Genomic DNA, 15,910 nt, shown 5'->3' on the forward strand with positions numbered 1-15,910 from the left:
ATTCCCCTTTTATCTACACATTTTTCAAAAATAAAACTCTACTCAAGCCATTCCCATCATAATTTGTATGTACCGATACACCCTCTACTTCATCATCCCCAGCCTCAATTCGAAAACCGATTTCTTGATGAAACTGTATCGACTTTTTATTAGTTGGTGACGTAATTGCTTTTACAACTTTACGATTATTTGCACGAGCGACATCAAAGAAATAAGAATACAATGTCGATGCGATTCCTCTTCTTCTATACTTCGGATTTACACCGATAAAATGAACGTATGCTTCATCTTTATATGTTTGTGAAAAAAATCCACATAAGAAACCTAACGTTTCTCCTTCTTCTTCAATGATAAAACTCGTTTCTTGAAAGTGAACGAAAAACAATTTTGGCAACATGGCAGCCATGTCTCTCCCGCCCCACCAATCATTTAAAACAGAATGAATCTTTACATAATCTTCCCCTTGGATGTTTCTTACTCGCATATGTTTCTCCCTCTCACTCACTTCATTTTTTCATAAATTTTAATGACTGTTTCTACTAAAAGGATAAATACCCATATCCCGCAAAATACGAGAACAGACTGGAATATCGATCCAATTATCATAACACCAACTGCACCTGTTATTGAAAAGGATATTCCACCAAACCCTGGATCCTGTATAAATGCTCCAGCAGAAATAGCGATTATAATAGATACTATTAAATAAATCACACTCATTATTTTTAATATTTTTATAGAAAGATACGAAGTTTGTTCTTGCTCCACTTGTGATAATTCGATTTCCCCGCTTTTAATTCCTTTTTGCAAACAGTCCTCACATAGAAATTCTTCCTTAATTTTTTTACCACCGTGCAATGTACCTGTAATTTCTTTACAGCGCGTACACTTTCGATTTATCATTTTGTTATCACTCCAATCTCGTAAGATTATACTTATACAATTTTGTTTTACCTTATTATTCCTTTTATGTATTTTATAGAGAGGTGACGTGTTTTATGATATCTAAACTTACTTTTGGCTATAAAAAGCCTACTGAGCAATATGTATTACGACCTAGTTGTTATGCAATTATTTTCAACTCAACTTCTTCAAAGATTGCTGTTATCCAAAAAGGTGACCGTTACTTTTTACCTGGTGGCGGTATGGAAGGTAATGAAACAAAAGAAGAATGTTTGCACCGTGAACTACTAGAGGAATTAGGATGGGCAATTAAAATTGATCAGTATATCGGTAATGCGGCTCGATATTTTTATGCAGAAAAGGAAGATATATATTATTTAAACGATGGATTTTTTTATATTGCGAATATGGTGCAGAAACAAACTGAAAACTGTGAGGAGGATCATGTTCTAAGGTGGATGTCTCCATTGCATGCTATAAAGCTTCTCATACACGATCATCAAAAATGGGCCGTTGAACAAGCGCTTTTATTACAAAAACAAAAAGGATCTCCTTCTATATGAAAGAGATCCTTTTTACTGTTAACTTACTTTTTTCAAATTGAGAGCTGGCTTTTTGATTCCACCTTTTTTTACAACATATAAACCGATGAAGATAATAAGCCCGCCAACTAGTTGCATCAAATTAATTTGCTCTCCAATTGTTACTGCCGCAAAGATCACTGCAAACAATGGCACAAGATACATATAAACCATTACTTTCGTTGAGCCTATTTTACTAATACCGACATACCACATTGCAAGTCCGAATATGGTCGCAAAGACGATTGAATATGCTAGTGATTCCCAGCTTGGTGTATCTACTGGCCACGTTAGTGTGTTTACGTTGAATAAACAGTATATAACGAGAGGTACAATTCCAATTAAAGTAGACCATGATGTGACTCTCATTGCGGAGTACTTTGTAATAAGAGGTTGTGCTAAAATTGGGTACCATCCCCACGCAATTGCTGCGACTAATCCAATTATATTTCCGAGCCACGCATACTCGTAAGTAGCTCCTCCTGTGTGTCCTGTTAATAAAACGAATGCTGCACCAATAAACGCTACGATTGAACCAATTTGTACTTTCATCGAAAAACGTTCTTGTTTGTGCAATACTGCTAATATCCCTGTAAAAATAGGGGACATCGCAATTAATAATGAGGCGTTCGTTGCTGAAGTATATTTCACGGATAGCATAAACATCGTTTGATACATTGTCGTACCAACGATGCCGACTGCTACTAATCGTAACCAATCTTTTCTTTCAATACGTAATGAGCGTTCCATCATAAAAGTAATAAGTAATAATACCGGTGATGCTACTAAAAATCGTAAACTATTAAATTGAATGGATGACATAAATGCCACGCCATACTTTCCTATTGTATAATTTGCTCCCCATACTAACGCAACTGATACTAGGAGCCATTCCATTTGCCATCGTTTCATCCGAATCTCCCCTTCCATATTTAGCATAGTAAAATTGGCTGGATATAACACCGTCCAATTGGCTGTTTTTTTACCCAGCCAATTTGCTATACTGGATTTATATAAGAGATACGGAGGCGTTTTTTATGGAATGGAAGCTAGATAATGACAGTAAAATCCCTATTTATCAGCAAGTTGTTGACTTTATTGAGAAACGTATTACATACGGAGAACTTCCTCCAGGAAGCTTCCTACCTTCCGAACGGAAATTAGCTACGCAGTTAAATGTAAACCGTAGTACAGTAACGACTGCTTATAATGAGTTACGTGCTATGGGAATTGTAGAAAGTACGACTGGTAAAGGTACACGTGTAAGTACACATATGTGGGGCGTTTCTCCAACATTAACGCCGAACTGGAGAAATTTCGTAGAAGGTGGTACGTTTTTACCAAACTTACCGTTACTTCGCCATATTCGGGCAGAAATACAACAAAATGAAAATATTATAGATTTTGCAAACGGAGAGCTCGGCTGTAATCTTTATCCTCACGATCAACTACAAACGATTTTACGAGAACAACCGTTAACGCATTCATTAAGTTATGATCATCCGCAAGGCTATCTCCCGCTAAGACAAGCGGTCGTAAAATATATGAAAGAATATTTAAAAGTTGAGGCGACTGAACAATCCATTATGATTACATCTGGTGCACAGCAAGCACTTCACCTTATCGTACAATGTTTATTAAATCCCGGTGATGCTGTTGCTTTCGAAAGTCCTTCACACTGTTATTCCCTGCCTCTATTCCAATCAGCAGGTATTCGTATTTTCCCATTACCTGTCGATGAACATGGGATTAATCCAGACGATGTACAGGAGTTATATAGAAAACACCGTATTAAAATGATCTTTTTAAATCCAAATTTCCAAAACCCTACGGGAACGATGCTTCATCCAAACCGTAGAAAAACACTGTTATCACTTTGCGCAGATTTACGAATTGCAATCGTTGAAGATGATCCATCCAGCTTGCTGACGCTAGAAAAGAAACAGCCTTGTCCTACTTTGAAATCAATAGATGAAAACGGAACAGTCATTTATGTACATTCTTTATCAAAAATGATTGCGCCAGGATTACGAGTCGGCTGGCTCGTTGCTCCGCAATCTGTAGTAGAAAGATTATCCGACGCACGGCACCAAATGGAATTAGGTATGAGCATATTCCCGCAGTGGCTTATGCAGCAGTTTTTCGAAACTGTACCATTTCAGTCGCATATCGTACCGTTACGAAAACAACTAGCAGAAAAAAGAGACGTTATTGTTCGTGCTCTAAACGAGCAACTTCATGATAAAATCTCTTTTTCAAACCCTACTGGTGGTATTTACATATGGGGAAAATTAAAAGAACCGATAAACGAAAAACAACTCATTATGCAAAGCTTAAAACAAGAAATTGCTTTTATGCCTGGTAGTATTTTCGGCGCGAAAGATGGTTATATTCGTTTATCTTATGGAAAAGTGGATATTGATCAAATTGAGGAAGGTATTTCTCGTTTGCGGGAGGCTATTTTGGTTTGTGGGAAATAAAATAACTTTTTAATACATTTAAAACTTCTTTATTCATTGACTCCAGATAATAAATAAGCAAAAAATAATGAAAAGAAGCTTAATTCCAAAATTAAATTATAAGAAAGCTCCTGATGATTGATACAGGGGCTTTCTTTTCGAAATTTTTCGTTTTTCTTTATCTTTCTTCCCTACTTCTAAGAATGATTCTTATAAATTGTAACTCATTATGATTAATTCACCTTTCCGTCCCATCCTTCTAACCCCATTATCACAAAAACCACATTTTTTATATAAAGATTGTGCAGCTACATTTTTAACGTTTACTGCTAAAATAATTTTATTTATACCTAAGAAGTTATTTCGGACAAAGTCAGGTAATATCTTTAAAGCTTGTTTTGCATATCCTTTCCCTTGATGGTGAAAATCTGTTGAAAATGCTCTTATTAAAATAGATTTTTCATTATTTGTATATGGTTTAACCCCGTCATTTTTATGTAAAATAAAAAACGTTACAAGCTCATTATCTTTCATAGCTAAAATTGAATGCCGATTTGAATCCTCACTCGATAGTTTTACAAGCTTTTTAGGTAAACCTGTATAACAAAGCTGCTCTTCTGACAATGTATATTGATTTATTATATTTCTGAAGTTTTCATTATAAAAATATAACTGCATATAAATATCGCTCTCCTCAATAAATGGTCATTTCTATTTCGTTATCTACAAGTTAAATAATAAAACTCATCCCCTATTTTCTGTAAAATATTCCTCTTTAATATTCTTAACTACACATTTATTATAAATAGAGAAAAGCAACTCTCCATTCTCACAATCTAGCTGTATACTTAATAAATATTATGGGATTTGAAGTTTTTATCTCCACATTCTCACCCTCAAATATATACATTTGTTTATTTTCGATATCAATAAACGCCATAAGTCCATTCTCATTATATGCTTCTGAATATTCACCATCTATTTTTATTCTTTCAAAAGAAGAAAAAGGAGAATGTACTACTTGATATTCGGAAAGCTTCATTATTCGCTTTTCTTCCGGTACGTGCACAATTTTCGGATCATCATCAGATAAATATTCTAGCCCAATTTTATTCGGCGCAACAAAAATTAATAAATGCAATGGTTCTGTTTCATTATTTTTATAGCCATGTATATGGTTCTTCCACCCAAACACTATCTCTCCTTTTGATGCACGAATCATTATTTTATTTGAAATATAATAATCCAAATGACCTGACAACACAACCGCACAATCTTCTCCAAATGGATGGCTATGAGGTGGTATGCCTTCATGCGATTGAAAAATCACTTCATACACCCAATACTTATCATCATTCGTTTTATGAATAAGATCATTTTTTGATATATTAATAGTTGTTTGTGATAAATCGAAACTCCTCATTCGGCCCTCCTGATTAATTTCAGACTTACTTATCTTTTGAAACCATTGCATAGAGCAGTAACATGAAATGATCCTCTAATTTAAAATACATTTTATTTATATATATTCTATTGCTATTTTATCCAAATAAACACTATTAAAAATCAATCCGCAGAATGAAATTCAAATAAAACTTCCTAATACTTTCGTATTAAGAAATTTTCAAATCACTACATATAACCACTTATTAAAATCTATAGTATATTCGTTATTTAGTTCAAAATATTCGTTCATTTTATACAAATACATATGTATTAAATTGTGGAAGATATTACTTGTTTGACAAAACCTAAATCTACCATTATTATCAACACGAACCTAGTTATAGGAGTGATAAAGATGAAAATTTACGTTGATGCAGATGCTTGCCCTGTAAAAGATGTAATTATTTTTGAGGCTACGAATGCAGAAATCCCTGTAACGCTCGTTACTAGCTTTTCTCATTATTCTAATGCTCAGCAACCTAAAGGTGTGGAAACAATTTATGTTGATTCCGGAGCAGATGCTGCCGATTACCGAATTATGCAATTAGCAAAAAAAGAAGATTTAATCGTAACGCAAGATTACGGTCTTGCTTCGCTTGCATTAGCAAAAGGCTGTATCGTTCTACACCATAAAGGCTATAAGTATACGAATGATAACATTGAACAATTGTTACAAACACGATATTTAAGTGCAATGGTTCGAAAAAGTGGTAAACGTACAAAGGGACCGAAACCATTTACAGCAGAAGATAAAGAGAAATTTAGAGCGCTCTTTAAAAGTATGATCGCTCTTTAAAAATGAATCGTCTATTTGCAAGGAAAACTTCGCAACACAAAGAAGAGAATATCGTAATGAACATTCTCTTCTTGAGGTTTACCCGTTTAAAATGAAGGTAAATTATCTAAGTTATTTTCCTTTATTCCATCAGGTTCACTACGTATAATATCTCTGCCATACTTATGAAATACGTCCACATGAGCTAACTTCCCTGATTTTGCTTCACTAAGAGCAGTCATATAATCTAACTCTCTCCCGCTACTTGTTTTAAAAGCAATCAAATCACCTTCATCATTTTTACGAACAGCAACAATTTGTTCTGCTCCTGAAGTAACTTCCTGAGCTATTTCAAATTGAGCTTGCTCTTCCCCTTGATGTAAATAATCATTATATACTTTTTCAAAGTCTTTTTTGTCCATTAAACTCACCTCCAAAACATTTTATTAGTATGGTTGGGAGGTGTTGGTTTTATGTAATTTGCTCTAAACTTTAGTATTTTCAAATGAAAACATAGTACCCTCACTATTTGATTGTAAAGTGTATTTTATGTCGAACATCTTTGATATATCTTCAATATTTTTCAAACCAAGTCCTGTACCTTTACTATTTATATCAAACCCAATCCCATTATCTCTAAAAGAAACAATATTTTCGTCTATATTAATTTTGAGTTTTTTAGCTTTTGAATGTTTAAGGACATTTTGAAAAATATTATCAAATAACCTTTGAATCCATAACTCATTACTATTCCATATCAACTCTTTATCTTGTGGATTATATACTAATTCAATTTTATGAATGCTATACAAATAGCTCCATTTTTTAATCATATTTTCTATTAAATTATGTATATTAACTTCATCATTCACAATATAAGTATTCTCTAAGGTTTCTGTAGATTGAATATTAAATTCGTTAGTTAAATCACTTATATATTGTATCTGCTCATACATTGATTCAAGTACTGGTGCTTGTTCCTTGTACTCACCTTCTAAATAATATAATTGTAATCTGACCGCTGTTAAGGGTGTATTAATATCATGCCGTAATTTATTTAATAGTTCCTTTTTTATTTGTTCCTGTTGTTGTAGTTCTAATTCTCGATAAGTTGTTCTTTCTATAAGCAAGTTCACTGATTTAATCAGCTCTCCCATTTCATCATCGCTTTTAACATTTATTATATTAGGGATTTTTTTATCACTAGCTAAATCTCGAATCGTTTGACTTAATACATTAATTTTATTTAATACTGTGTTAATCGATTTTGAAAATACAAAAGCTAATATTAATAGTGATAATAAAAATATGATTAACATCGTAGGATATGCATAGGATTCGTGAAAAGGAATGTTCTGATTTTTAGTTTTAAAGACAACATTATAAATAACTGATACTAAGATACTAATTGATAACAATAACAGTGGTACGCTAATAATAGCGGAGAATAATAGTAACTGATATTTTTTCTTTAAATTCATTTCTTCATATAGGTATTTAATCTATACCCTTCTCCATATATGTTCTGAATAATATCACCTGTTTTATCATCAATTTTGGTTCTAATTTTCTTTATATGTACGTTCATGATATTTTGATTTCTATCTTCGAGTTGCCATAGGTAATCATAGAAGTGTTCTTTAGATAAAACTCTATCTCTATTTTCATATAAATAAAAGAATATTTTACGTTCAATTGCTGTAAAAGCAACTTCATTACGCAAATCATTAATAAAAACTCTTTTATATTCTGCATCTATAAATAAATGGTTAATTTGCGTGAACGTACCATATTGATTATCTAACATTTTCTGAATCCTTAACAACAACTCTCTAGGGTCAAAAGGTTTTATCATGTATTCTTCTCCAATGGTCAAACCTTTTAGTTTACTATCCATATCATTCCTTGCTGATAGAAATATAATTGGAATATTTAATCCTAGATTTTTTATTTTCTTTGTAATTTGATAACCATCTTCGCCTGGTAACATAACATCCATTACGACTAAATCTATTTCATGAATTATATCAAGAACTTTCCTTCCCTCTTTCTCCCAACACACACTATACTTCTCACGCTGTAAAATTTTTTGTAATAAATCTCCTATAATCAAATCGTCTTCAACAATTAATATATTATATACTTTCATTATGTAAGCCTTTCATCGCTAAAGTTACAATTGTTTAGTTCTTCACTACTTTATTCTTAATAAAATCCATAGCAATTTTGTATATTTCATCAGGAGCATATAAATAAATACTATGTGTACCTTCAATTATTTTTACATCAGCTATTAATAACTTGCTAGCAAACTCCTTATAATCTTCGTTTTTTTGCTTTGTATACTTCGAATCTTTATATTGCCTAGCAATCGCATCTATAAATAACATAGGTGTTTCTTTTGGGATCGATAAAGAATTTGATTTTTTACCGTTAGTGTAGCTTTGTAAAAGTTCTTGCTTCATATCATCATTAAAAGCCCTCTTATACGTAAGCGCTTTATAAATATCTTTTTCCTGTTCGTTTAAAAAGGATTGACGAATGACTTCGGGATTATAAGTAATAGAGGGAGCTAATCTCTGAAAACCAATTTCCGTTAAAATATTCATCCCTTTTATTTTTAATGAATCAACCATACCTATTTTATTAGTCACATACTGTTTAGGTAAACCAATATCTAACGCAATAATCCCTTTTACTTCACTTGGATATTTTTGTGCCCAATAAATAGCCTCTATACCCGATAGAGAGTGTGGTACTAAAATGTAAGGTGGTTTATTTCCACTTCGAATAAGCGCTTCTCTCGTTTGTTCTAATATCGTATCAATATCTCTATCATCTTGAAAAACATCACTGTATCCATAACCAGCTCTCTCAATTACAGAAATCTTGTTTTCTTTCGAAAATTTACTATATAGGCCTTTCAATTCATAAACAGGAGCGGCAATTCCAGATCCGGCCATAAATACAAACGTATCCTCCCCGCTCCCCTCATTATAAACATTCACTTTTTTATTATTGAAATTAACAAGTTCGCCTTCATTCTTCATTAATTTCGATTCCATTTTTAATTGATAGTTATGATATATAAATACAACGCCTGTTCCAAAGAAAATCATACTAACACTCATTAAAAATATTATTTTCACTGCCTTTAATAATTTTTTCATTTGACACCCCTTTCAACCTATAACGAAAGGGTACAATATAAAAATAAATTTCTAATAAATTTTCAAAAATAATATCTATTCATTGTTTCTAAGAATGGACCATTTTTAATACCTACGCAAATCCTTCAAAGTTTCCAATATATCATCTGTAAAGGCTGTACTACCCTCTGTCTCTAAAGCTCTGAAATATAAACTTCTTAAGAAAGCTCTAATATTTTGTACTAAAATATCATATTGAGGATGCGGGATGTCTTCAACAATTGCTATGCTATGTAGCCAATTGCTCCACTCTTCTTCAGTTAAAAGATTTTGGTTACGTAACGACATAATTGGTGCTACTAATCTCTCATCCTCAAAGTGAATGTATACGTAGTCATGTAAGCGTACCTTCTGACGAACAGCTGCAAGAATCGCATACGAAAATTCACGATTTTGGATTGTACGTGCTAACGCATCAAGCGCATCTGCTGCATGTGCAGTAGAGTGTGCCCAGCCTTTTCCTTCTACGTAACCTCTTACATCTTCTTCTAAATATACATATTCCAGCACTTGTTCTGCTACACTGTACAGTTGTTCTTCGGATAACAACGGTTCCCTTTCATGAACAGATAAAATAAGTGGTGGAATTAATACGGAGAATGCACGTTTAAATACAGAGTCTGTTCCCTTTTCACCAATTTTATAAAATAAATAATCAGGACTAATTGCTTGTAGCATTAACCCTCGTAATTCTTTTTGTCTAAACACATCATTTGTAATCCATGTATGAAGCGTACTATAAATTAAATCATCACGTAATTCAGCGTCAGGTGATCCGATATAATCTAGCATCCACTGCGCATATGGATATGCATCTACGTCTTCTGGTACAGCATAATTATTATTTTTAATTTGTAGTAGTTCTTCTTTTAGTTCTAGTACTTCATTCATTCTATTCCCTGTCCCCTTTTTACGTTTTTTTATTGCCTTATCCCCCGTTTTTTACTTTCTAAAGTTAATTTAATTATAAGAGAATTATAACTATAAATAAAAGGCTATACATATAATTTTGATTATGTATTACTTTCGCTCTTGAAATATAACTTCTGGATTTGCTAAATCACTATTCCGAAATACAACATCCGCATAACTTTTTGGATTATGCTCATCTATATACATCTTACAGGCAGCATGATATCTGTTTAAAAACATCTTCTCTGCTTCTTCATAACTTCCAAAAGCTTCTGTCTCCCGCTTTGCACCACGTTTTCTCGCAATCTCAAAATCTGTATCTACAAAGATTTTGTAATCAAATAAATGCGTAACGTCTTTTTTCAATAGAAACGTTCCATCTACTATTAATATCATATTTTGCGTGGCCAATAGTGGCTCATTATGTACAGGCATATCCGTTATTAAGTTATGAGAAATCGTTTCATATTGTAAATTTCCGTTAGGTCCTAAAGGCATTAATAATCTTTCTTTGAAAGCTGTATAATCGTGTGCATCTTCATAATACCCTCTTGCAGATTCTTTTCCTTTTGTATAGCGAATCACTCTTGGATTATGAAAATCATCAATGCTGGCGCGTGTTACTGGTAATCCTCGTTTTTTTATTTTTTCCGCTAGTTCGTTTGCAAATGTTGTTTTTCCTGAGGCTGTAATACCGCTTACTCCAACTCTTATTGGATGGGTTAAGTTTAGCTTTACAATATGATCTGCAATTTCTTTGATTCTTTGTTTTCGGTTCATGATATCTCCCTTTATAATTAGTTGACATAATATAATTATAGATAATAATTCATGTCACTATTTGTCAGTAAATTGATATCCTTTCTCGAATCGCTGATATCTCGAAAAAATCATTGATATATTTTAAGTTATGATAGATATATTTGAAAAATCGTTGATATATTATTAGCTTACTTTCCCTTAAACCCCCGATATAAAGCAGTCCGTAATTCTTGTTTGTATTCTTCAATTTCTGGCATTTCGAGTTCTTCTGCTAGTCTGATAGCTAATTCAATATCATACGGTACTCGTACAAGTTGAATAGAAAAGCTCGCTGCTTCTTTTTCATTGTAAGTTCCTTCAAATATTAAATAGGAAGCTTGTGTTATTTCAAGTGGGTTTCCTACGCTACCGGCATTACATAACGTTTTCCCTCTGAAATTTTGAACGAATGCTTGGTGAACGTCACCGTAACAAACGACATCTGGTTTTCTTTCCCCTTCTATATTTTCCGTCAGATCACTATTTTCGAACATACTAATACGTTCTTCTCTTGAAGCGTGTGGTTGAATTCTTTCATATAAACTTCTCGGTGAAGCGTGAAACATACGAATGAATTTCCCACTCATATAAAACTCGATTGAAAATGGTAAGTTTCTTAAATAGTCATTTTGTTCTTCCGATAATTGTTTTTGATGCCATTTCAATGCTTCAAATTCAGTCGGCTTTGTAATAAAATCATCCCAGTTTCCCATTACGACTACTTCACATTCTTTACGAATGATTTCAACTGCTTCACTGGAATGAGGTCCTTTTCCTACTAAATCTCCAAGGCAAATAATGCGCTCGATTCCTCTTAATTTAATATCATTCAACACGGATTCTAATGCTTGAATATTACCGTGAATATCTGAAATTACTGCTATTTTATCCATATAAATTACTCCTTTATTTATTAAATTCGCTTGATTGATACCATTTTGGAATATAAGATGAAAAATGATTATGATCTTCTAAAATTCCATTTAATCTTTCCTTCATATCATCTACTAAATGCGGTGTACTTCGATTCGTCCAAACGATATCCGCTGGGAATGTCATCGCGACGTACAATGTATACAGTTTCCAAAAATGAAGCGATGGTTCGCCTCCGAAATAACCGTGAACTTGTCCAACCGCAAATGGTTTACTTATTCTTATAGTAAAAATCGCTACGTTATAAAAATCGTGTATTGGATCACCAAAATCATATCCACCAAAATCGATAACGATAAATTCCTTATTATGAATCATGCTATTTGCTGGATGGAAGTCATCATGTAAAAATCTTATTGGACGATTTCCCAATAAATCTTTATGATTTTCTACAAAGGTTAATACTGGCTTCAAATCCAGAAAATTCACCTCGTAATCTGTTAGTGCCTCTATGTATCTTTCGTATTTATTCCATCTAGATGTTTCCCATTTATTACTTGCACTTTCTCTTTCAATTGAGTGAATCCTCTTTAATACTTCCCCTGCTTTTCTTCCTGCATTATACTGTTCTTCCACCGATAACTTCTTTAAACCTTCTTCACCATTTATACCTCGGGTCCATTCAAATACTTGAACACATTTATTTAATTTCTCAATTATTATGAAATGAATTAACTTGGGTGTTGGAATATGTAATGACTCTAATTGTTTCATATACGTATATTCTTCTTGTTTACGTTCAAAATGAACAGCATCACATACTTTTACAAAATAGGTTTCTTGATTCTTTAATTCAATTTTATACTTCTCTTCATGTGAAAAACCTTTTGAAATAGCTGTACACGTTGCAATACGAGGCCATTCTAGTATTCTCTCTATCTCTCTAAGCATTTCTTCCACAACGTTCACCTCTATCAATATATGTACAAACTCCCTAACACTTCATGCTCTCGTTTATTTCCCCCTTTAAACTCTACTGCAAATGGATATTCGCCATGATTCTTTATGTATTCTTGCACTAGACCTTCTCCAACCGGTTCACAAAACTGTACTTGAATGTCACCAAACGATACACTTTGACACTCAGCATTCCATTTTTCATTTTTCACAACTAAGCTTGTAGATAGCTCCATTACTTCTTTCCATTTCCGTACTGTTTCTCGAACATTTTTTACTGCGTAATGAATCGTTTCAATTTGTTGCACTTTGTTTTTATGTTCAGTAATCGTCCCACTGTTACGTAAATCGTTTCTTCTTTCTTCGTCCGTTTCATTCCACTGTATAAAGAAAGGTAATTTCGGTCCGTTCTCTTCTTGCTTAACGAATAACATTTTCCATTCTAAAAGTCGGCCATCTTTTCTCATACGTTTCCCTTCAAATGGCCCTATCGTATGTAAGCCGTACTTATTAAAGTTAACTGCTAGCTCCTCAATTGCATCTGTTCGGATCGCGATTTGTAGCATTCCTTCTCCATTTTGTAGTTTCACCACTGTTTCTTGTACTAATGGATTTTCTGCTTCTTTCGCTTTTTCTTCATGTTGAACTGCTAAAAATTCTATATATGATAAATCAAAATAACTTAAACTATTCCAAGTACCCCAATTCTTATGCTCTCCGCCTAATACAGTATGAAATCCAAGTTCCTGCATTTGTTTTGCCGCTTCCTCCGGTGTACCATGAACTGCGTGAACGAGATGATCAAATCGTAACATGTCTTTCTCCCCTTTCTCTCCATCCTTTTATTGTATATTTTATTTTTCTTTCATTCAATTCAAAAACTTTAAAACCTAGTTGATTTATACGATTAATATGTATTATAATGAAACAAATTTAATTATTGCTGATTGGAAAAACCAAAGGCACTTTTCTCATACGGGAAAAGTGTCTTTTTCATTTATTATTACAGGGGGATTATTTATGCAGAAATTAATTGTCTTTGCTATTATTGGATTTTTCGCTCAATTGATCGATGGAGCACTTGGAATGGCGTATGGAGTAACGTCTTCCTCTTTATTATTAATGTTTGGTATTGCACCAGCTGTTGCATCTGCATCAGTTCATTTAGCTGAAGTCGTTACAACTGCAGCTTCCGGCGCATCTCATATCAAATTTGGAAACGTTGATAAATATACAGTTTCCAGGCTTACATTACCTGGGGCAATCGGCGCATTTGTTGGGGCATGTTTTTTAAGTAATTTGCCCGGAGATGTAATCAAACCATACATTTCCGTATTTTTATTTACTTTAGGGGTTTATATTTTATTACGATTCATCATTCAAAAACAAATTGTCACTTCAAATAAACGTATGTCTGCAAAACAACTTGTGCCGCTTGGTTTATTCGCTGGATTCGTTGATTCAACTGGTGGCGGTGGTTGGGGGCCCATTACGACACCTGTTCTTCTAGCAAGAGGAAATGAAGCTAGAAAAGTTATTGGATCTGTAGATACGAGTGAATTTCCTGTTTCACTCGCTGCAACAATCGGCTTTTTCATTTCACTTGGCTGGGAACAAGTAAGCTGGGTTTGGGTATTTGCCTTAATGCTCGGCGGTATTGTCGCAGCTCCAATTGCTGCATGGTTAGTCCGCATCGTTCCACCCCATTTACTTGGCGTATTAGTTGGTGGTCTTATTATCTTTACAAATATTCGTACACTGCTTACTACATTTAAAGTGGATCCAACTGTTATTTCACTTTCTTACGTTGCAGTTGGTCTTGTCGTTATTATTTCTATTTTCATTGCTGTTCGAAATCATTCCAATCGTCCTAACGCATCAACGGCTGAGTATCCAAATGATCAGAAGCAAATGCTACCATAACTATAAAAAAATACCGCTCAATTTAGAGCGGTATTTTTTATTTTTCTATTTTCCAATTAATCATCGTTTCTGTAGCATTTACTCTCTTCATATGTAACTTTTCTAAAACACGCATCGAACTATAGTTATCTATGAGTGTCTCTGCAATTATTGTTTCTACCTCTCCTGTTTTGAAAGCCCAATCGATTAGTTCTCTTACAGCTTCTGTTGCATAGCCCTGATTCCAATATTTCTCAATGAATCCATAGCCAATTTCTACTGTTTGATCCTCTTTTGGTTTCCCTTTAAACCCAATATCACCTAAAACGCTATCATCTTCTTTCCGAAGAACATACCACGCCCCCCATGGTAATAAAGCCGAATCTTGTTTTACATTCTCTACATGCCCTACAATATGCGGACCGCTATTATATCCTTGCTCGTTAGCGACTTGAATACTCTCTTCTGTACACGGCACTATATAGAGCCTTTCTGTTTCTAATTTCATTTTGATTTCCCCTTTTTGCTTAAACGTTACTTTAATTATAACAAATAATATGACTTTATCATGAATGTCGAATTATATTTTTCTGAATTTTCTTTTTATTTAGAGGGTTTTTCAATATTTTTTGCGAAACATTTGTATAACAATTTTTTCTTTGCTTATTGCTACATAATAGTAGGTTCGGGTGGAGTTTTGCAAGCGTTTCCTATACAATAACCGATATTTTTTGACTTTTCCTAACAAAATATCTTGCAATATATTCAGAAAGTCATTACAATTGCCATATATTAAAAATCTTAGCAATATATAAATCCTCATCAATCCGATGAGGTAGAGGTTGCGACTTTTAATAGTAAAACGGACGAGACACAGAGAATGTCACTGACTCCGTTTGAAAGGAAAAGTTGCCGAAGTTTATATTTCTTCTCTGGAAATATGAGCTGGGGCTGTCTCCGAAAGGAACAGAACTGTCACGTTTACAAAATTACCGTGTAAACGTGGGGTGCTATCTTAACGGAAGGGTATGATGGGGTGGTTATTTGTGAAACGTTCCGCCAAATTCCTTTGGCGGTTTTTTGTATTTTTCT

Annotated in this window: 19 protein-coding genes and 1 riboswitch; of the genes, 4 read left to right on the top strand and 15 right to left on the bottom strand. The window is 33.5% G+C overall.

All coding sequences use genetic code 11. From position 1 onward, the window contains the following. Positions 1-13: 13 nt before the first annotated feature. Together EBQ15_RS07835 and EBQ15_RS07840 are read right to left on the bottom strand one after the other, a co-directional pair. On the bottom strand, positions 14-484 hold the full coding sequence (locus tag EBQ15_RS07835) for a GNAT family N-acetyltransferase (protein WP_001266058.1): 471 nt from the start codon (positions 482-484) through the stop codon (positions 14-16). Between the two features lie 17 nt (positions 485-501). Further along, entirely contained in the window at positions 502-903 is a 402-nt protein-coding gene (locus EBQ15_RS07840; protein WP_000610505.1) for a DUF3980 domain-containing protein, read from the bottom strand. Between the two features lie 95 nt (positions 904-998). Between EBQ15_RS07840 and EBQ15_RS07845 the strand changes: the two genes are divergently transcribed. After that, on the top strand, positions 999-1,466 hold the full coding sequence (locus tag EBQ15_RS07845) for an NUDIX hydrolase (RefSeq protein WP_000624028.1): 468 nt from the start codon (positions 999-1,001) through the stop codon (positions 1,464-1,466). Positions 1,467-1,484: 18 nt separating this feature from the next. On the opposite strand, the gene EBQ15_RS07850 is transcribed toward EBQ15_RS07845, so the two are convergent. After that, complete coding sequence (locus EBQ15_RS07850; RefSeq protein ID WP_000832957.1) at positions 1,485-2,396, bottom strand: DMT family transporter; 912 nt, start codon at positions 2,394-2,396, stop codon at positions 1,485-1,487. Positions 2,397-2,521: 125 nt separating this feature from the next. Here EBQ15_RS07850 and pdxR point away from each other — a divergent pair, with 125 nt between their 5' ends. After that, a complete protein-coding gene (gene pdxR / locus EBQ15_RS07855; RefSeq protein ID WP_000454889.1) occupies positions 2,522-3,964 on the top strand; it encodes a MocR-like pyridoxine biosynthesis transcription factor PdxR in 1,443 nt (480 codons plus the stop codon). Between the two features lie 189 nt (positions 3,965-4,153). On the opposite strand, the gene EBQ15_RS07860 is transcribed toward pdxR, so the two are convergent. Beyond that, positions 4,154-4,621, bottom strand: coding sequence for a GNAT family N-acetyltransferase (locus EBQ15_RS07860; protein ID WP_001177780.1), 468 nt, complete (start codon positions 4,619-4,621; stop codon positions 4,154-4,156). A gap of 151 nt (positions 4,622-4,772) precedes the next feature. After that, positions 4,773-5,366 carry a cupin domain-containing protein gene (locus EBQ15_RS07865; protein WP_001255979.1) on the bottom strand — a complete coding sequence of 198 codons (594 nt, stop codon included), beginning with the start codon at positions 5,364-5,366 and terminating at the stop codon, positions 4,773-4,775. 378 nt (positions 5,367-5,744) lie between these two features. On the opposite strand from EBQ15_RS07865, the gene EBQ15_RS07870 reads away from it, so the two are divergent. Continuing rightward, on the top strand, positions 5,745-6,185 hold the full coding sequence (locus EBQ15_RS07870) for a YaiI/YqxD family protein (protein WP_000708768.1): 441 nt from the start codon (positions 5,745-5,747) through the stop codon (positions 6,183-6,185). Between the two features lie 86 nt (positions 6,186-6,271). Here EBQ15_RS07870 and EBQ15_RS07875 read toward each other — a convergent pair whose 3' ends face one another. The 9 genes from EBQ15_RS07875 to EBQ15_RS07915 all read right to left on the bottom strand — a co-directional run bounded on the left by EBQ15_RS07875 (position 6,272) and on the right by EBQ15_RS07915 (position 13,731). Then, positions 6,272-6,586, bottom strand: a complete 315-nt coding sequence (locus tag EBQ15_RS07875) for a DUF3892 domain-containing protein (RefSeq protein ID WP_000358163.1) — start codon at positions 6,584-6,586, stop codon at positions 6,272-6,274. Positions 6,587-6,649: 63 nt separating this feature from the next. Then, a complete protein-coding gene (locus EBQ15_RS07880; RefSeq protein ID WP_001049597.1) occupies positions 6,650-7,645 on the bottom strand; it encodes a sensor histidine kinase in 996 nt (331 codons plus the stop codon). After that, positions 7,642-8,313, bottom strand: coding sequence for a response regulator transcription factor (locus EBQ15_RS07885; protein ID WP_000870368.1), 672 nt, complete (start codon positions 8,311-8,313; stop codon positions 7,642-7,644). The genes EBQ15_RS07880 and EBQ15_RS07885 overlap by 4 nt, the downstream gene beginning before the upstream one ends. A 34-nt stretch (positions 8,314-8,347) precedes the next feature. Further along, a complete protein-coding gene (locus tag EBQ15_RS07890) occupies positions 8,348-9,334 on the bottom strand; it encodes an alpha/beta fold hydrolase (RefSeq protein ID WP_000734816.1) in 987 nt (328 codons plus the stop codon). Positions 9,335-9,439: 105 nt separating this feature from the next. Further along, the gene (locus EBQ15_RS07895) at positions 9,440-10,264 is read right to left on the bottom strand and encodes a DUF2785 domain-containing protein (protein WP_001006671.1); all 825 of its coding nucleotides are present in this window, start codon (positions 10,262-10,264) and stop codon (positions 9,440-9,442) included. A gap of 129 nt (positions 10,265-10,393) precedes the next feature. Beyond that, positions 10,394-11,065, bottom strand: coding sequence for a nucleoside/nucleotide kinase family protein (locus EBQ15_RS07900; RefSeq protein WP_001080554.1), 672 nt, complete (start codon positions 11,063-11,065; stop codon positions 10,394-10,396). 170 nt (positions 11,066-11,235) lie between these two features. Beyond that, positions 11,236-11,979, bottom strand: coding sequence for a metallophosphoesterase family protein (locus tag EBQ15_RS07905; RefSeq protein ID WP_000357661.1), 744 nt, complete (start codon positions 11,977-11,979; stop codon positions 11,236-11,238). A 13-nt stretch (positions 11,980-11,992) separates the two neighbouring features. Then, positions 11,993-12,919, bottom strand: coding sequence for an aminoglycoside phosphotransferase family protein (locus EBQ15_RS07910; protein WP_001986396.1), 927 nt, complete (start codon positions 12,917-12,919; stop codon positions 11,993-11,995). Positions 12,920-12,933: 14 nt separating this feature from the next. Continuing rightward, positions 12,934-13,731 (bottom strand): VOC family protein, encoded by a 798-nt coding sequence (locus tag EBQ15_RS07915; protein WP_000943342.1) that lies wholly within the window; start codon positions 13,729-13,731, stop codon positions 12,934-12,936. Between the two features lie 205 nt (positions 13,732-13,936). Here EBQ15_RS07915 and EBQ15_RS07920 point away from each other — a divergent pair, with 205 nt between their 5' ends. Next, positions 13,937-14,839 carry a sulfite exporter TauE/SafE family protein gene (locus EBQ15_RS07920; RefSeq protein WP_001170721.1) on the top strand — a complete coding sequence of 301 codons (903 nt, stop codon included), beginning with the start codon at positions 13,937-13,939 and terminating at the stop codon, positions 14,837-14,839. A gap of 37 nt (positions 14,840-14,876) precedes the next feature. On the opposite strand, the gene EBQ15_RS07925 is transcribed toward EBQ15_RS07920, so the two are convergent. Then, complete coding sequence (locus tag EBQ15_RS07925; RefSeq protein ID WP_000764633.1) at positions 14,877-15,326, bottom strand: GNAT family N-acetyltransferase; 450 nt, start codon at positions 15,324-15,326, stop codon at positions 14,877-14,879. A 320-nt stretch (positions 15,327-15,646) separates the two neighbouring features. Then, a riboswitch (Lysine riboswitch) is annotated at positions 15,647-15,839 on the top strand. The last annotated feature ends 71 nt before the right edge of the window (positions 15,840-15,910 follow it).

Origin of the sequence: Bacillus sp. 2D03 (assembly GCF_003946765.1) — a bacterium.
GTDB lineage: Bacteria > Bacillota > Bacilli > Bacillales > Bacillaceae_G > Bacillus_A > Bacillus_A cereus.